Source organism: Pseudomonas fungipugnans (assembly GCF_029955235.1).
In the GTDB taxonomy this organism is placed as follows: domain Bacteria; phylum Pseudomonadota; class Gammaproteobacteria; order Pseudomonadales; family Pseudomonadaceae; genus Aquipseudomonas; species Aquipseudomonas fungipugnans.
In genome coordinates, this window is sequence record NZ_JARBWL010000001.1 from 551,720 (window position 1) to 567,792 (window position 16,073).

General features: G+C 60.6%; 17 protein-coding genes. 14 read left to right on the plus strand and 3 right to left on the minus strand.

Annotated elements, in window-relative coordinates; all coding sequences use genetic code 11:
• Nucleotides 1-25 precede the first annotated feature (25 nt).
• Both alkB and ada read left to right on the plus strand, forming a co-directional pair.
• Nucleotides 26-691, plus strand: coding sequence for a DNA oxidative demethylase AlkB (alkB, locus tag POF45_RS02535; RefSeq protein ID WP_259502927.1), 666 nt, complete (start codon nucleotides 26-28; stop codon nucleotides 689-691).
• Between the two features lie 87 nt (nucleotides 692-778).
• Nucleotides 779-1,846, plus strand: a complete 1,068-nt coding sequence (gene ada / locus POF45_RS02540) for a bifunctional DNA-binding transcriptional regulator/O6-methylguanine-DNA methyltransferase Ada (RefSeq protein WP_259502926.1) — start codon at nucleotides 779-781, stop codon at nucleotides 1,844-1,846.
• Here the strand turns inward: ada and POF45_RS02545 are convergent.
• Nucleotides 1,843-2,301 (minus strand): GyrI-like domain-containing protein, encoded by a 459-nt coding sequence (locus POF45_RS02545; protein ID WP_259502925.1) that lies wholly within the window; start codon nucleotides 2,299-2,301, stop codon nucleotides 1,843-1,845. The two genes, ada and POF45_RS02545, sit on opposite strands and share 4 nt — an antisense overlap.
• A gap of 152 nt (nucleotides 2,302-2,453) precedes the next feature.
• On the opposite strand from POF45_RS02545, the gene POF45_RS02550 reads away from it, so the two are divergent.
• The 12 genes from POF45_RS02550 (at nucleotide 2,454) to POF45_RS02605 (ending at nucleotide 13,966) form a co-directional block, all read left to right on the plus strand.
• Nucleotides 2,454-4,913 (plus strand): autotransporter, encoded by a 2,460-nt coding sequence (locus POF45_RS02550; protein WP_282314963.1) that lies wholly within the window; start codon nucleotides 2,454-2,456, stop codon nucleotides 4,911-4,913.
• Nucleotides 4,914-4,946: 33 nt separating this feature from the next.
• Nucleotides 4,947-5,582 carry a DUF502 domain-containing protein gene (locus POF45_RS02555; RefSeq protein WP_259502923.1) on the plus strand — a complete coding sequence of 212 codons (636 nt, stop codon included), beginning with the start codon at nucleotides 4,947-4,949 and terminating at the stop codon, nucleotides 5,580-5,582.
• 54 nt (nucleotides 5,583-5,636) lie between these two features.
• Complete coding sequence (locus tag POF45_RS02560) at nucleotides 5,637-6,701, plus strand: NAD(P)H-dependent flavin oxidoreductase (protein ID WP_282314964.1); 1,065 nt, start codon at nucleotides 5,637-5,639, stop codon at nucleotides 6,699-6,701.
• A gap of 149 nt (nucleotides 6,702-6,850) precedes the next feature.
• Nucleotides 6,851-7,618 (plus strand): molybdate ABC transporter substrate-binding protein, encoded by a 768-nt coding sequence (gene modA, locus POF45_RS02565; protein WP_259502921.1) that lies wholly within the window; start codon nucleotides 6,851-6,853, stop codon nucleotides 7,616-7,618.
• A complete protein-coding gene (modB, locus tag POF45_RS02570; RefSeq protein WP_259502920.1) occupies nucleotides 7,619-8,296 on the plus strand; it encodes a molybdate ABC transporter permease subunit in 678 nt (225 codons plus the stop codon).
• A gap of 3 nt (nucleotides 8,297-8,299) precedes the next feature.
• Nucleotides 8,300-9,379 (plus strand): molybdenum ABC transporter ATP-binding protein, encoded by a 1,080-nt coding sequence (gene modC / locus POF45_RS02575; RefSeq protein WP_282314965.1) that lies wholly within the window; start codon nucleotides 8,300-8,302, stop codon nucleotides 9,377-9,379.
• A 78-nt stretch (nucleotides 9,380-9,457) separates the two neighbouring features.
• Complete coding sequence (locus POF45_RS02580; protein WP_259502918.1) at nucleotides 9,458-10,504, plus strand: DNA topoisomerase IB; 1,047 nt, start codon at nucleotides 9,458-9,460, stop codon at nucleotides 10,502-10,504.
• Nucleotides 10,505-10,648: 144 nt separating this feature from the next.
• A complete protein-coding gene (locus POF45_RS02585) occupies nucleotides 10,649-12,304 on the plus strand; it encodes an ABC-F family ATP-binding cassette domain-containing protein (RefSeq protein WP_282314966.1) in 1,656 nt (551 codons plus the stop codon).
• A 72-nt stretch (nucleotides 12,305-12,376) separates the two neighbouring features.
• A complete protein-coding gene (locus POF45_RS02590; RefSeq protein WP_259502916.1) occupies nucleotides 12,377-12,592 on the plus strand; it encodes a hypothetical protein in 216 nt (71 codons plus the stop codon).
• Nucleotides 12,593-12,731: 139 nt separating this feature from the next.
• Nucleotides 12,732-12,962, plus strand: a complete 231-nt coding sequence (locus POF45_RS02595) for a hypothetical protein (protein ID WP_259502915.1) — start codon at nucleotides 12,732-12,734, stop codon at nucleotides 12,960-12,962.
• A 309-nt stretch (nucleotides 12,963-13,271) separates the two neighbouring features.
• Nucleotides 13,272-13,556: a hypothetical protein gene (locus POF45_RS02600; protein WP_259503174.1), complete on the plus strand. Its 285-nt coding sequence runs from the start codon at nucleotides 13,272-13,274 to the stop codon at nucleotides 13,554-13,556.
• A gap of 107 nt (nucleotides 13,557-13,663) precedes the next feature.
• Entirely contained in the window at nucleotides 13,664-13,966 is a 303-nt protein-coding gene (locus POF45_RS02605; RefSeq protein WP_259502914.1) for a hypothetical protein, read from the plus strand.
• 40 nt (nucleotides 13,967-14,006) lie between these two features.
• Here POF45_RS02605 and POF45_RS02610 read toward each other — a convergent pair whose 3' ends face one another.
• Entirely contained in the window at nucleotides 14,007-14,225 is a 219-nt protein-coding gene (locus tag POF45_RS02610; protein WP_282314967.1) for a hypothetical protein, read from the minus strand.
• Between the two features lie 176 nt (nucleotides 14,226-14,401).
• Nucleotides 14,402-16,072 carry a hypothetical protein gene (locus POF45_RS02615; RefSeq protein WP_259502913.1) on the minus strand — a complete coding sequence of 557 codons (1,671 nt, stop codon included), beginning with the start codon at nucleotides 16,070-16,072 and terminating at the stop codon, nucleotides 14,402-14,404.
• Nucleotide 16,073: the final 1 nt, after the last annotated feature.

A 16,073-nucleotide genomic window follows, 5' to 3' on the forward strand; every position in this document is an offset into this window, starting at 1 on the left:
AATCCGACCTGACAGGGCATGAATCATGAGCCCGGACAATTTCGATCTGTTCGCCGACGTAGAACCCGAGCAACCGCCCCGGCGCGAGCAGATCGGCGAGCAGTCCTGGGTCCTGCGCGGCTTTGCCCTGCCCTTGCTCGATCAATTGTTGCCAGCGTTGGAAGCGGTACTCGCCGCAGCGCCGTTTCGGCAAATGGTCACTCCCGGTGGCTTTACCATGTCCGTGGCGTTGAGCAGTTGCGGTACGCTCGGCTGGACCACCGATCGCAGCGGCTACCGCTACACTCGTCACGACCCGCAAACCGGCCAGCCCTGGCCGGCCATGCCTGCGGTGTTTTTCGAGCTGGCACAAGCGGCGGCGCGGGAAGCCGGCTTTGCTGATTTCGTGCCGGATTCCTGCCTGATCAATCGCTACGCTCCAGGGGCGAAAATGTCGTTGCATCAGGATAAGGATGAAGGCAGCTTTGGAGCTCCCATCGTGTCGGTGTCGCTGGGATTGCCGGCGATGTTTCTGTTTGGCGGCTTCGAGCGCAGCGACAAAAGTCAGCGCGTGCCTTTATTGCATGGCGACATCGTGGTGTGGGGCGGCGTTGATCGCTTGCGTTATCACGGCGTGTTGCCAATCAAACAGGGACATCACCCGAAACTGGGCGAGCAGCGGATCAACTTCACCTTTCGTACCGCGCAATGAATGCCTCGAATTTGACCGCAAGACCCGGAGTGCGGCGCCACTGGCGGCTGGTTAATCTGAGCCAAACCCGCTAAAGGACGTGACGCCATGACCCTCCATTCGAAACAGCTCACCACCGAAAGCGATCCGCGCTGGGCCGCCGTCGTCGCCCGCGATGCCAAGGCTGACGGGCAGTTTGTCTATGCGGTTAAAACCACGGGTATCTATTGCCGCCCCAGCAGCCTGGCGCGTCTGCCGAAACCGCAGAACGTCGAGTTTTTCGACACGGCCGAACAGGCCGAAGCGGCGGGTTATCGGCCCAGCAAACGAGCGACCAGAGACCAGAGTGAAGGCGCAGCACAACATGCGGCCACCGTTGCCGCCGCTTGCCGCCAGATCGAATCGGCCGAAAATCTGCCGGCACTGAACGAACTGGCGCAAGCAGCCGGTCTCAGCAGTTTCCACTTTCATCGGGTGTTCAAAGCCGTCACCGGGCTGACGCCCAGGGGTTACGCCAGCGCCCATCGCTCACGCAAGGTTCGCGAACGCCTGGCGGACGGCGGCTCCGTGACAGATGCCTTGTACGACGCCGGCTTCAACTCCAACAGCCGCTTCTATGAAGCAGCGGATCAGGTGCTGGGGATGAAGCCCGGTGACTACCGCGCCGCCGGGCAAAACAATGACATCCGTTTTGCCGTTGGCCAGTGTTCCCTCGGTGCGATTGTGGTGGCGCAAAGTGAGCGTGGCGTGTGCGCGATTCTGTTGGGCAGCGACCCGCATCAGTTGGTCTGCGATCTGCAGGACAAGTTTCGCCGGGCCAACCTGATCGGTGCCGACCATGAGTTCGAGCAGTTGATTGCCAAGGTGGTCGGTTTCATCGAAGCCCCGGCCATTGGCCTGGATCTGCCACTGGACCTGCGTGGCACGGCGTTTCAGGAGCGCGTCTGGCAGGCGCTGCGCGAGATTCCCGTCGGCAGCACTGCCAGTTATGCCGAGATCGCCCAACGCATCGGCGCGCCCAAGTCCGTGCGCGCCGTGGCCCAGGCCTGTGGCGCGAACAGCCTGGCGGTAGCGATCCCCTGCCACCGCGTGGTGCGCAGCGATGGCAACTTGTCGGGCTATCGCTGGGGCGTGGAGCGCAAACGCCAGTTGCTGGAGCGCGAAGCGCAGCCTTAGACGATGCCGATATGCACCGCCACTGACTCGGGGCCGGTATAGGCTTCGAAGTCGGTGGCGAAGCGGCGTTTGATCGACGGGTTGGCTTCAAAGTAACCCCAGATGCGTTGCCAGGCATCGATCACGGCACCCGGCATCGGACCTTTGCTTTCGAACACCAGGTATTGACCGCCTTCGATGCGAATCGTCTGAAGATCCGCCGCAGGCTCCAGTACAGCGACACCCGCCGTCACATCGAACTCGCCCGTGGCATCGGATTCATAGCTGGAATACACACCATAGATCGGCGACTCAGGCTGTTGCGCCGCGATACGCCCGGTCAGTCCCTCGCTGTAGAACTGCCCCCACATCGGCCCGATCTTTGCCGTTGCCGCGTCTTGCTCGGCAATATTGCGGGTGCGCACCCGCAGCCCCGAAACCGAGAACCCATCCACGTAAACCTGTTTGATTTCCATTACGACGCCACTCCTTCTATTGACAGGCCATTGAAATAACACAAAGCAACACATCGACGCATCCTTCTGCCAAGCATTTGCCTGACCGGCGACTATGCTGATTTCGCGGCCCGGAAATTCCCTGGAAACTCGCCCCGTCGATGGAGCTGACAATGTCTCGCCTGCGATCGTTTATCGCTTTACTCATACTCGGTGTGTTTGCCGTCTGCAGCGTTCAGGCCGCATCACCGCAAACCGCGAAAGCGCCTGCCGAGCAAGCAACGGCCCCGACCTGGCCTCAGGTACTCAACGCCGGCGACACCAAACTGACGATCTACCAGCCGCAACTCGACAGCTGGGACGGCTATACCCTGCAGGCGCGTGCCGCAGTTGAGGCCACGGGCGCCGATGGCAAATCCACCTACGGTATCGTGCAGTTCAGCGCCCATACCCTGGTAGACAAGGCCACGCGCTGGGTCGCCCTCGATCAGTACCAGATCACCAAGGCCGATTTCCCGTCCAGCGCGGCCAAAGCCGACGCCTGGGTCGCCGCGCTCAAGAAGGACGCGCAGAGTCGCAAGAAAACCATTTCCCTGGATCAACTCGAAGCGGCCGTGGGCGTGATCGCCGCCGAGCAGAAATCCAGCAACGACCCCATTGAAAACACCCCGCCGACCATCATCACCTCCGACGTCCCGGCGCTGCTGGTGTACATCGACGGTGAACCGGCTTACCGGCCGGTGGACGGTACTGCGTTGCAACGGGTCATCAATACCCGTCCGTTGTTGCTCAAGGATGCCCAGGGTAAACATTACCTGCATGTGTTCGACGGCTGGATGGTCGCCGATCAACTCGACGGTCAATACGCACCGCTGCCCTCGCCTTCTGCCGACCTGGAGAAAGCCAAGAAGGCCGCGATCCAGAGTCGTCAGGTCGACCTGCTGACAGGCCAGAGCGATCCGAAAGACAAGATCCCGACGCTGGCCAAGCCGCCGATTCCACAGATCCACATCGCGACCAAACCCACAGAGTTGATCGTCACCGACGGCGCGCCACAATGGCAGCCGATACAGGGCACGCAGCTGCTGTATGTGAGCAACACCACCGGGCATATATTCAAGGAAATCGGCGATCAGGACAGCTACGTGCTGATTTCCGGACGCTGGTTCAAGGCAGCTGACATGCAAGGCCCCTGGACCTTTGCCCCGGCGGATAAGCTGCCGGCAGACTTCGCCAACATTCCCGATGACAGCGCCAAGGAAAACGTCAAGGCCTCGGTCGCCGGCACACCGCAAGCCCAGGAAGCGGCCATTGCCGCGACCATCCCGCAGACCTCGGCGATCAAGAAGAGCCAGGTGAAAATGAGCGCGCCGCAGTTCGACGGCGAACCCAAACTCAAAGCCATCACCGGCACGCCGCTGCAATACGTGGAAAACAGCGCGACGCCGATCATCATGGTCGACGCCCAGAACTGGTACGCCGTGGAGAACGGTGTCTGGTTCACCGCCCCTTCGGTCCAGGGACCATGGTCTGTCGCGACCTCGGTGCCGGCGGTGATTTACTCGATCCCGCCCAGTTCGCCGATGCACTACATCACCTACGTGAAAGTCTACGAGGCCAACGGCGATAACGTGGTGGTGGGTTATACGCCGGGCTATCAGGGCTCGACGATCGACCCGAACAGCGGCGTCGTGGTGTACGGCACTGGCTATCCCTATACCCCGTGGGTCGGTAATGCCTGGTACGGACCGCCAATGACTTACGGCTCCGGCGTCGCCATCCGCTATACGCCATGGACCGGCTGGACCTTCGGTTTCGGTTTCGGCTGGAGTTGGGGCGGCAACACCGTGGCCATGGGCTGGGGCTGGGGCGCCTATCCATGGTGGGGTAATTACGGTTGGGGTTATGCCTGGGGCCCGCACTTGTACCCGGCGCCGCTGCCTTGGGGCGGCGCGGCCTACGGTTATCACGGCGGGGCCGTGGCCTGGGGCCCCGGTGGCTGGGGTGGCAGCACCGGCAATATCTACCGGCAATGGGGTGATCGGGCGACGGTCAGCCGTTACGGCGCCGGTTACAACGCCTGGACCGGCAATCGTTGGGCCGGTCAGGTCGGCTCTTCCTACAACTCACGGACCGGTATCGCGACAGCAGGCCAGCGTGGTGCGGTGCACAACGTCTACAACGGCAATTACGCAGCGGGTCGCAGCGGTGAAATAGTCGGCCCCAATGGCGGTGCGATTGCTGGCGGAAAAGTCACTGCGGGCAATGCTCGTAACGGCACCCAGGTCACCGCCAATCGCGGCGCGGTCTACAACCCGAACACCGGCAACACCACGCAGTACGGTGGTATCAAGGGTCGCAATGGCGGCGCCGCGAACGTGGGCGGTAACGTCTATGCCGGGCATGACGGCAACGTCTACAAGAAGACCGACAACGGCTGGCAGTCGATGGTCAAGGGCAGCTCGACGCGGGTCAATCCAGCGAACAGCGTACAAATCCAGAACCTGAACCGCGAATCTGCGGCACGCCTGCAAGGCAACCAACGACTCAACAACTATCACCAGTCGTCCCAGGTCATGAACCGTTCGTTTGGTGGTGGTGGCGGTGGCGGCGGTGGCTTTCACCGCCGATAACGGCTGACCGAATCACTGTCGCAGGGAGGTGCCATGTTTCGTTTCATCAAAACCACCGCAGCCGGGGGGCTGCTGTTTATTCTGCCGCTGGTGTTGATTTTCATCCTGGTGGAAAAAGCCGTTCGGCTATTGAAGCCAGTGCTTCACAAACTACTGCCGATGTTTGACCACTACAGCGTCGCCGGGGTGACCCTGTTCACCGTGGTGGCGCTGGTAGCATTGGTGCTGATCTGCTTTTTCGCGGGGCTGCTGGCCAAGACTCGGGCAGGCACTGCGCTACTCAATTCGCTGGAAGACAATGTCCTGGGCAAAGTGCCGGGATACGGCTTGCTCAAGGACGCGACGTCGCATCTGGCTGGACTGGAAAACGTCGAAGGCGCCAAGGTCGGGCTGGTCTGCGAGGATGAGGGCTGGCTGTTTTGCCTGGTGCTGGAGCAGCAACACGACTGGTTCTCGGTCTACATTCCCGACGCGGGGCCAGCAGGTGGTTCTTGCGGCGAAGTACGCATGGTGACTGCCGCCCAGGTGCGGCTCACCGGGCTGTCGTGGATGCCGGTACTGGCCTGCGTACGTCGCGGCGGGCATGGTGCGTTGACACTCGCGGCACCGTGGCTGCCAGGCGCGGATAACGTTGAGCTAAAGCGTTCTTCTGAAAACCGGACTGGCTGAGCCACGCCATTACTGATACAAATTCCGCTCCACCGCCCTCGGAGAGCACTGCACATGAGTCAATGGCCTGACACTCGCATTCTTGATCTGCTCGGCATCGAGTTGCCGATCATCCAGGGTCCTATGGCGGGAGCGACCACTTCTGCCATGGTCATTGCCGCTTGCAATGCCGGCGGCCTGGGTTCGATGCCGGCGGCGATGTTGAGCAGCGATCAGTTGCGCGAAGAACTCAAGACCGTCCGCCAACACAGCTCACGCCCCTTCAACGTCAACTTCTTTTGCCATCAGCCTCCGGCGCCCGATGAGCAGCGCGCCCGGGATTGGAAAAATCTGCTGGAGCCATACTATCGGGAGTTGGGCGCCGATTTCGATGCACCGACGCCCGTGTCCAATCGCGCCCCATTCGATAGCGCCGCCTGCGAAGTGCTCGAAGAATTCCGTCCCGCAGTCGTGAGTTTTCACTTCGGCCTGCCGGAAAAATCCCTGCTGGATCGGGTGAAGGCAACGGGCGCGAAAATCCTGTCTTCGGCGACCACCGTTGAAGAAGCGATCTGGCTGGAGCGACACGGTTGCGATGCGATCATTGCCATGGGCTACGAGGCAGGCGGCCATCGCGGGATGTTTCTCAGCGATGACTTGAGCAGCCAGGTCGGCACGTTCGCGCTGGTGCCGCAGGTGGTCGATGCGGTCAGCGTGCCAGTGATTGCAGCCGGTGGCATTGGCGATGCTCGGGGTATAGCAGCGGCTTTCATGCTGGGCGCTTCGGCGGTGCAACTGGGTACGGCTTATCTGTTCACACCCGAGGCCAAGGTCAGCGCTTCGCACCACAAGGCATTGCGTACGGCCAGGGACAGCGAAACCGCGGTCACCAACCTCTTCACCGGGCGCCCGGCGCGGGGGATTGTGAATCGGGTGATGCGCGAAATCGGACCGATCAATAACAAGGCACCGGCCTTCCCGCTGGCCGGTGGCGCGCTGATGCCGTTACGGGCCAAGGATGAGGCGGATTTCAGCAACTTATGGGCCGGGCAGGCACTGACGCTGGGTATTGAGTTGTCGGCCGCAGAGCTGACCCAGCGACTTGCGGCAGAGGCGCTGGCCAAGCTGACTCACCGCTAAAGCGCAGGAGTACACGACATATCTGCGACACGTTCCGTTTACCGGCATTTCGCTATATATTCTGATATATAGCGTTTCACCCCTCGCAACGGCGCAGTCCACCCCCTATAAAAACTGCCCGTCGCACTTGCCTACCACGGAGCTGTTACATGACCATTCGTGTCTCACGTTTTGCCCCTACTTGCCTGGCGAGTCTGCTCGCCGTGTTCGCGATCGGCGCTGTCCAGGCCGACGAAGTCCAGGTCGCTGTCGCGGCCAACTTCACCGCGCCGATTCAGGCGATTGCCGCCGACTTCGAAAAAGACACCGGGCATAAACTGGTGGCCGCTTATGGCGCAACCGGTCAGTTCTATACCCAGATCAAAAATGGCGCGCCGTTCGAGGTGTTCCTCTCGGCGGACGACACCACACCGAAAAAACTTGAAACCGAAGGCGATACCGTCAAGGGCTCACGCTTCACCTACGCCATCGGTACCCTGGCGCTGTGGTCGGCCAAGGACGGTTATGTCGATGCCAAGGGCGACGTACTGAAAAAGAACGAATACCAGCACCTGTCCATCGCCAACCCGAAAGCCGCGCCCTATGGTCTGGCCGCCACACAAGTGCTGGCCAAACTGGGCCTGACCGACAAGGTCAAGGACAAGATCGTCGAAGGCCAGAACATCACCCAGGCCTATCAGTTCGTGTCCACTGGCAATGCTGAAATCGGCTTCGTGGCCTTGTCGCAGATCTACAAGGACGGCAAAGTCACCGGCGGCTCGGCCTGGATCGTTCCGGCCAGCATGCACGACCCGATCAAACAGGACGCGGTCATCCTCAACAAGGGCAAGGACAACCCGGCCGCCAAGGCCCTGGTTGAGTACCTCAAAGGGCCAAAAGCCGCTGCGGTGATCAAGTCCTACGGTTACGAGCTCTAAATGCTGTCGAGTGCCGATTTTGCCGCCATCTGGTTGACTCTGAAACTGGCGTCCCTGACGACCGTCATTCTGTTGATAATCGGCACTCCGATTGCATTGTGGTTGTCGCGCACCCGCTCCTGGTTGCGCGGCCCGGTCGGGGCGATTGTCGCCCTGCCCCTGGTGTTGCCCCCTACTGTGATTGGCTTTTACCTGCTGCTGGCGTTGGGGCCGCACGGCTTCGTCGGCCAGTTCACTCAAGCACTGGGGCTCGGCACCCTCACATTCAGTTTTGCCGGGCTGGTGATCGGCTCGGTGCTCTACTCGATGCCGTTCGTGGTCCAGCCGCTGCAAAACGCTTTTTCCGCCATTGGCACTCGCCCACTTGAAGTGGCCGCAACCTTGCGCGCCAATCCCTGGGACACTTTTTTCAGCGTGATCCTGCCCCTCGCCCGCCCTGGTTTCATCACCGCCGCGATTCTCGGTTTTGCCCACACCGTCGGCGAATTCGGCGTGGTACTGATGATCGGCGGCAACATCCCGGACAAGACGCGGGTGGTATCGGTGCAGATCTACGATCACGTCGAAGCCATGGAATACGCCCAAGCCCACTGGCTGGCCGGGGCCATGCTGGTGTTCTCTTTTGCCGTGTTGCTGGCGCTCTACTCCAGCCGCAAAACCAAAGCGGGCTGGAGCTGATCGATGATTCAAACACGCTTGAAACTGAGTTATTCGGGGTTCGCCCTGGACGTCGACCTGCAACTGCCTGGCCGCGGCGTCACCGCGCTGTACGGGCATTCCGGCTCGGGCAAGACCACTTGCCTGCGTTGCATTGCCGGGTTGGAGCGTGCTGAAGACGGCTTTATCCAGGTCAACGATGAAGTCTGGCAAGACAGCCGCCAGAACATTTTCGTGCCGCCGCACAAGCGTGCCCTGGGCTACGTGTTTCAAGAGGCGAGCCTGTTCCCGCACCTGTCGGTACGGGCCAACCTGGAGTTCGGCCTCAAACGCATCGCCAAACCGCTGCGCCGGGTCAACATGGCGCACGCCACCGAATTGCTGGGGATTGGCCATTTGCTCGACCGGCATCCGCAGCACCTGTCCGGCGGCGAACGTCAGCGTATCGGCATCGCCCGCGCCCTGCTCACCAGCCCTAACCTGCTGCTGATGGACGAACCGCTGGCGGCACTCGACAGCCAGCGTAAAAACGAAATCCTGCCCTACCTGCAACGGCTGCACGACGAACTGGACATCCCGGTGCTGTACGTCAGTCACTCTCAGGATGAAGTCACGCGCCTGGCCGACCATATCGTGCTGCTCAGCGACGGCAAGGCCCTGGCCAGCGGCCCTATCGGTGAAACCCTGGCCCGGCTCGACCTGCCATTGGCCATGGGCGACGACGCCGGCGTGGTCATCGAAGGTCAGGTCAGCGCCTACGACGCCAATTATCAGTTGCTGACCGTGCAACTGCCGGGCACTGACTTGAGCCTGCGCGTACCGCATGCGCCGATGACCGAGGGCCAGACGCTGCGCTGCAAGGTGCAGGCACGGGACATCAGTCTGAGCCTGCAAGGCAGCGACCGCAGCAGCATCCTCAACCGCCTGCCGGTCACCGTGACCAGCGAATTGGGAGCGGACAACGCGGCGCATGTATTGATTCGTCTAGACGCCGCCGGCACGCCACTGCTGGCACGCATCACCCGGTATTCCCGGGATCAGCTCGGCGTGCATCCGGGACAGCAGCTTTGGGCGCAGATCAAGGCGGTGGCGGTGCTGGCGTAAATCCACTGGCACGACGGCAAAAGGCTGCGGTCAATGGTTTTACCGGCCCCCCTGATTTGTCGCCAAGGAGTTACCGCCATGCCCGATGCCGCGCTCGATGCACTGCCACCTGACCTGCATTATGTCGATGACACCCAACCCGGCATCACCCGTCGCACATTGCGTGGCAAGTTCGTCTATTTCGATCCGGCGGGCCAACGAATCACCGATCAGGACGAGATCAAACGGATCAACGCCCTCGCCGTGCCTCCGGCCTACCGTGATGTCTGGATCTGTGCCGACCGCCGCGGCCACCTGCAAGCCACCGGCCTCGATGCCCGGGGCCGCAAGCAGTACCGCTATCACGCGCGCTGGCGGGAAGTGCGCGATGCTGACAAATATTCACGCATGCGCGAATTTGGCCGCATGTTACCCAAACTGCGCAAAAAGCTCGAAGCGCTGCTGGCGGAACCCGGCTTCAGCCGCGACAAGGTGATGGCCACGGTCATCACCTTGCTGGATGCGACGCTGATCCGCGTCGGCAATACCCAGTACGCGCGCGACAACCATTCCTACGGCCTGACCACCCTGCGTAACCGCCACGTCGAGGTCAATGGCAGTGCGATCAAGTTCCAGTTTCGCGGCAAAAGCGGCGTCGAGCATCAAATCACGGTGAAAGACCGGCGCCTGGCACGCACCGTCAAACGCTGCCTGGAAATTCCCGGCCAGAATCTTTTTCAGTATCTGGACGAGGACGGCGAGCGGCATACGGTCAGCTCGTCCGACGTCAACGCTTACCTGCAAACCCTGACCGGCGCCGATTTCACCGCCAAGGATTATCGCACCTGGGCTGGCAGCGCATTGGCGCTGGCAGTATTGCGTGATCTGCAATGGGAGCCTGAATCCGACGCAAAACGGCATGTCGTGGAAACGGTCAAAAGCGTCGCCCGACAATTGGGCAACACCCCGGCGGTGTGCCGCAAGTGCTACATCCACCCGGCGGTGGTCGATGGTTTCATGCTGGGCGCACTGGCCGCCCTGCCCAAGGCGCGCGTACGCAAGGGGCTCAAGGCAGAGGAAGTGGCGCTGGCGATGTTTCTGGAACAACTGGCCGAAACATCGGGCGAACACAAGGCAACCGCTTGATCCGAGCGGTGACCTCCACTAGGCTTGCGTTCCAACTCCCCCGCAGGACGACCGCCGAAGTGAACAACTAAGCCTTCCAAAATGTTTTCGCGACAAGCCTGACACAGCGCTTGTCAGTTTTCTCGACATTTTCTGGAGGTGCCGATGACTCACGTCACGCGTCTGCCTGCACTCGTTTCCCTGAATCACCTGGGTTTTCAGTTCGCCAATGGCGAAACAATTTTCGAATCCCTGAACCTGACATTTGATCACGTCCCCACCGCCATCGTGGGCCGCAACGGAGCGGGCAAGAGCGTGCTCGCCCGATTGATTGCCGGTGAACTGCAACCCACTTCCGGCAGCCTGACCTGCCTGGAACCGGTTGCCTACGTGCCGCAGACATTGGCTGCCAAAACTGGCGACACCGTGGCCGACGCCACCGGGTGTACCGCTGCGCTCCAGGCGTTGAATCGCATCCAGCTCGGCAGCGCCTCAAGCATCGACTTCGACACGCTGGCCGATCGTTGGGATTTACCCGAGCGCTTGCGTCAGTTGCTCGATGAAGCCGGCTTGAGCGACATCGAGCCGACGCGCCCGGTCATGACTCTCAGTGGCGGCCAACAAGCACGTATCGCCCTGATCGGCGCGCTGCTCGGTCAGGCAGCGTTGCTGCTGCTCGACGAACCGACCAACCACCTGGACGCTGACGGCAGGCGCTGGCTGATGCGCAAGCTTGAACAATGGCCCGGGGGATTGATCGTCATCAGTCATGACCGGCAGTTGCTCAACCGCATGCAGCGGATCGTCGAACTCGGACCGTTCGGGGCGACGGTTTTTTCTGGCGATTTCCAGGCCTTTCAGGCCCAGCGCAGTGCCGAACAAACAGCCGCTCAGGCGCAACTGGATCAGGTGCGTAGCGAACGCAAACGTGAACGGGCGCGCCTGCAACGGGAACACGACACCATCACCCGACATGCTGCTGGCACATTGAAAAAAGCCTACACCGCCAATGTCTCAGGCATTGAACGCGCAAAGATGAAAGGCAGCGCCCGAGATGTCATGGGACCGGTACGTCAGGCGCACCGGGCGCGCAAAAACGGGCTGGATGATCAGGTGCGGCAAGCCAATGGCAAGGTCCTGCCCGAGGCGTGTGTGGTGGTGAATCTGCCGGCGACCGTTGTCCCGACGAGTCGCCAGGTGTTGACGCTGGTCGATGCTCAGTTGCCTTGGCTGCAGGACAACACAATGCTGACGCTGTCGCTTGCGGGGCCGGTGCGAATCGCTGTTGCCGGGCCGAATGGTTGCGGCAAATCGACGTTGCTGAGCATGCTGGCGGGCCACTATCCGCCACCAAGCGGCCAGTGCATCGTCCATGTATCCAATGCCTTTCTCGATCAACATTTGACGCTGCTGGATGATCAGCGCTCCATCATCGAGCAGTTGGGGTTGCTCGATACGCCGTTGAGCGAAGGGCTGTTGCGCAGTCGTCTGGCACAACTGCAACTGGACGCCAGTCGGGTCACGCAACCTGCCGGCTCGCTCAGTGGCGGCGAACGACTCAAGGCGGCGATAGCCATCGCGCTGTGGCGCAGCGTCCCGGCGCAATTGTTGTTGCTCGATGAGCCGACCAATCATCTGGACCTGGAGTCCATCCAGGCATTCGAACGCGCATTACAGGATTTTCCGGGAGCCATAATCGCCGCTTCTCACGACCAGGCGTTTCTCGCCGCGCTGCGACCAACCCACACGCTGACATGGGATCCCAGAGGGTGGCAGCTGCAACCGGTCGCTTCCCTGGAAGGCGGGCAACCGACGAACTGACCTGGTTATTTTTTGCACGATTGCACAGGGCTTCTATAGTTGACCTGAACACGAATCCGCTGCGGTGGTGCCATGGAAGACATTTTCGTTGTGAAGCGTTGCAACAAGGTCATGATTCACGGCCGCCGCGCCGGAGAAGCCAGCGACGCCCAACCCGATGCCACCGTCTGGTATCGCATTGCCGACACCCGCACTCACGGTTTTATCGGTGACGGCTTCGATTCCGAGGACGAAGCCCGACGCGAATGTCGGCAACTCAACGCCCGCTCACAGGTCGCTGCGCGGTAAGGCTGATGCCCTCTCACAGGCGGTTTTGCGGGTCTATACTCATCTCAGCTGATGGATCAGCGACCCCAACGGCAGAAAGCTCGCACTCGCGGGCTTTTTGCTGCCCTGCATCAGGTTTGCTCTGAAGGAGGTGTTTGTCATGTCCGAAAAAGAGTCCATCACCACCCTGCTCACTCTGCTCGACTCCCGTCAGGCCAGGCTCGCTGCGGCGTGCAAGGAAATCGCCGACTGGGTCGATCATCAAGGCGGCCATCCGACCGCGCTCAGAATCCGCGACCGTCTGAACGATATCGATAAAGACGGGCCGTTGATTCGCAGCACCCTGTCCTCCCTGCAACCGAGCGAACCACCGCTGCCTCGTTTCAGATAATTGATTCTGGCGATGTCTGCCACCCAAGGACTGGCGATCCAGAAAGCCTGAACGGCGACTTGCGGGTCACTGAATCAGCGCTTGCCTGATCGCCACCTGCCCTGTTCGCTACCCGAGTTCGTCGGACCATTTTTTTCCTACATTCCTTTCACACCCCGTTCACAACCCGGCGCCTAATGTGGGATCACTCCTTAGATGAATCCCATTGGCCCGCCCGCATGCGGGCTTTTTTTTGCGCGCAGGAATGTGAACGAACGCCTGACGCAGCCAGAGGTCAAACGAACACACCTCAAGAAGGAGACGCACCACATGGTCACTCACTTCAACATCGGCGGGCACCTGGCCTGCGGACACACAGGTAGCAATCTCGTATCAAGCAAAGAGCTTGCGAAGGTCAAATGCAGAAGCTGCCGTAACACCGACGCGTTCAAGGATGCCCGCAAAGATGCGCGTAACGCGACACGTCGAGCGGCCCGCAAGGCCAAAGCCACTCACACCGCCACTGACTGGCGCGCCGCCTGGATAGAGCGCCTGACGGCGATGGCTGGCCGGCAGCGATTGCCACGAGGATTCGCCGGGCAGCCATTCGTCTAGCCCTTCCCTCGAAACCTGAACGCCACATTCCGAAACCAATGATCCATGGAAACGAAAATTCATGAACGATATGGTTCTTTCACATAAAGAACAGTCAAGGAAGAACCATGGATCACTTCATCATCACCTACAGAATCAAGCACGACGACAGCTATCGCACACGCTATGACGCATTCATCCGCAGAATCAAGGCGCTTTCTCCGGATGCTTTCTGGAATGAAACCTCGTCTTTCTATGCCCTGCAGTCCGGTGAAGACGCACAGGAAATTTGCCGGGCGCTGTGCAAGGACACTGATTTCGACTGCACCAGGGACTCGGTGGTTGTCCTCAATACCACCCGTCGCAACATGGCGACCAGCGGGGCGATTCAGGATATGACCCGTTTAAAGGCGTGTATCGGCTTTCACTGATCAGTTGCAGAGAGCCCGGCTTAATGGCCGGGCTTTTTCATTACCGCAAATCGTCAGAGAGTGGTGTCTCCTCGTTTGCTGCAGGCAAATCCGCATCAGGCGGATCCTTCCAGTCTTCAGGACGAGCGTCCCCTGGAGTTTTCAACGGATCGTAGTGATCTGGATCATCGGGGTCCAGTGTTGGCTCCTCCGATCCGGGTTCAGGTCTGGATGGAACAGAGCCTTGTGTCTGGTCTTGAAAACTCGAATCAGTAGCCATACGCACCTCATTGTTGAGGTCCAGCAACTCTGGGCCGTATGGTTTGGAAGCTGGCCCGTGCGCAGGGTGCGTTCGAGGTGATGAATGGCGGTCCCCCCATGAACGCAGGGCTGGCTGCTGACGCAGCAAGCACACGATGGCCGCCGTCGCGCGACCATCGTGGCGGGTGGGGCAAATCAGATCTCCGGTATGGTTGTGTCCTCGAACGGTTCCTCTTCGCCGTTACCGGTGTCTTCGGAGTTCTCGCTGGCTTCCTTGGAGATCTCGCTGGCCTCTTCCTGGATCTGCACCGCCTCCTCAACTTGCGCCTTGAGGTCGGCACTGACTTCGTTGCCCATCTCATTGACAATATCCGGCAGCGCCACGTTGACCTCGCCGATGCTCTCGTTGGCGGCAGGAATATCGTTCTCGCTCAGGCTCACCTTCGCATCCACCAGGTTGCCTTCGGCCTCCTGCAGACTTTCAGTCATTTCGATCTGCGCCAGATCGCTGACCTGTTCGGCACCGCTATCGATTGCACCGCCGACCTTGTCGGTGGCTACCTGATTAAATGCCGAGGAACCGCTGGCTCGCACCTCGGTCACCGAGTTGGCGAAATCCGCGTCGTTGGCCGGCACTTCGACGTTTTCGTTCGGCGCCACTCGATCGGCGGCTTGCTGGTCGGCCTTCTGCGCCTGATCGCCAATGTTCTCGCCGGCCTTCTGCGCGTCCTTGACCTGATCGTCGGTGGGCTCCTTGCCCTGGTTTTCGTTGGCCTTGTCGTTCTCCAGCTTTTCGTTCTTGCCGGCGAGCTTCTGCTTGAGGAAGTCCAGGGCCATCCACAGCCCCATGGCCTGCATGAAATAGCTGAACAGCTTCTGGAACGACAGGTCGGACCAGAACTTGTCCCATCCCGATTCCGGCGCCATTGGGATGACCATTACCTGCTTGTTCAGCAAGGTACCGCTGAAGATGGTGATGGCCGTGGTGTCCGTGTCCTTGCCGGTGAAGGTGCCCTTGTAGCTGAACGCACAGTTCAGGGCTACGGCGCCGCCCTGGCTGTCGATCAATTGGCCATTGTCGAAAGTCAGTGCGGTCTTGCTGCCGCTGCTGGACACCAAGGTGATGGTATAGGCGCTCTGCCGGTCAGCGGGGTCGGCCGGCGACGGCGCATTGGGCTTGCGCACAAAGGTGATGGTGCCTTCAGACGTGGCGCCGGTCTTGCCGGCAGCGGCGGCCGAATACACGTAGTAGGTCATGCCTGGCTGACCCTTGTCGTTCATCCCCCACAGGTAGGCGAATCCGCGCAACCAGGTGCTGACCGCCACATAGCTGACGAAGTCGAGGCCCTTGAACACGTCGTACTGGTTGAAGAAGGACGCAACCTTGGCTTCGCCATCGGCCACGGTGCCCGTCTTGAACGCATCGTTCAGGGTCGACTGGAAGGCCACCGACATCTTCGAGGAAGGCGCGGTCATGATGTTGGTGCAGAAGCTCAGGGCTTTTTGCATGTTGCCCGCAGCGGTCGCCGTGATGGCGATGTCCGGGTAGGACATGGTCGAGAAGTTCAGCGCTTCACCCACCGCCATGACCGGGAACAGCGAATCAGTCTTGGACACCAGCAGGTCGTAGATATAGGTCGGTTTGGTCTGGCCCTTGGAATCAACATAAGTGCCATCCAGAGTGGCGGTGGTCGTGGCATCGTCGCCCAGGGTCTTGCCGCTGGCCAGGGGCAGGATTTGCAGCTCCTGCTGATAACCCTGCTGGGTCGAGTTGTTGACCACGTTGGTCGAGGAATTGAAGGCGTTGAGTACGACTACGCTGACGCCAGAAGCGTTGCTCAGCTTGACGGTCTTGTTGATGTCCACG

What these genes read in the sequence shown, in the direction of transcription:
- alkB (WP_259502927.1), top strand. Translation starts at nt 26, where the DNA reads ATGAGCCCGGACAATTTCGATCTGTTCGCCGACGTAGAACCCGAGCAA.
- ada (WP_259502926.1), top strand. Translation starts at nt 779, where the DNA reads ATGACCCTCCATTCGAAACAGCTCACCACCGAAAGCGATCCGCGCTGG.
- POF45_RS02545 (WP_259502925.1), bottom strand. Translation starts at nt 2,301, where the DNA reads ATGGAAATCAAACAGGTTTACGTGGATGGGTTCTCGGTTTCGGGGCTG.
- POF45_RS02550 (WP_282314963.1), top strand. Translation starts at nt 2,454, where the DNA reads ATGTCTCGCCTGCGATCGTTTATCGCTTTACTCATACTCGGTGTGTTT.
- POF45_RS02555 (WP_259502923.1), top strand. Translation starts at nt 4,947, where the DNA reads ATGTTTCGTTTCATCAAAACCACCGCAGCCGGGGGGCTGCTGTTTATT.
- POF45_RS02560 (WP_282314964.1), top strand. Translation starts at nt 5,637, where the DNA reads ATGAGTCAATGGCCTGACACTCGCATTCTTGATCTGCTCGGCATCGAG.
- modA (WP_259502921.1), top strand. Translation starts at nt 6,851, where the DNA reads ATGACCATTCGTGTCTCACGTTTTGCCCCTACTTGCCTGGCGAGTCTG.
- modB (WP_259502920.1), top strand. Translation starts at nt 7,619, where the DNA reads ATGCTGTCGAGTGCCGATTTTGCCGCCATCTGGTTGACTCTGAAACTG.
- modC (WP_282314965.1), top strand. Translation starts at nt 8,300, where the DNA reads ATGATTCAAACACGCTTGAAACTGAGTTATTCGGGGTTCGCCCTGGAC.
- POF45_RS02580 (WP_259502918.1), top strand. Translation starts at nt 9,458, where the DNA reads ATGCCCGATGCCGCGCTCGATGCACTGCCACCTGACCTGCATTATGTC.
- POF45_RS02585 (WP_282314966.1), top strand. Translation starts at nt 10,649, where the DNA reads ATGACTCACGTCACGCGTCTGCCTGCACTCGTTTCCCTGAATCACCTG.
- POF45_RS02590 (WP_259502916.1), top strand. Translation starts at nt 12,377, where the DNA reads ATGGAAGACATTTTCGTTGTGAAGCGTTGCAACAAGGTCATGATTCAC.
- POF45_RS02595 (WP_259502915.1), top strand. Translation starts at nt 12,732, where the DNA reads ATGTCCGAAAAAGAGTCCATCACCACCCTGCTCACTCTGCTCGACTCC.
- POF45_RS02600 (WP_259503174.1), top strand. Translation starts at nt 13,272, where the DNA reads ATGGTCACTCACTTCAACATCGGCGGGCACCTGGCCTGCGGACACACA.
- POF45_RS02605 (WP_259502914.1), top strand. Translation starts at nt 13,664, where the DNA reads ATGGATCACTTCATCATCACCTACAGAATCAAGCACGACGACAGCTAT.
- POF45_RS02610 (WP_282314967.1), bottom strand. Translation starts at nt 14,225, where the DNA reads ATGGCTACTGATTCGAGTTTTCAAGACCAGACACAAGGCTCTGTTCCA.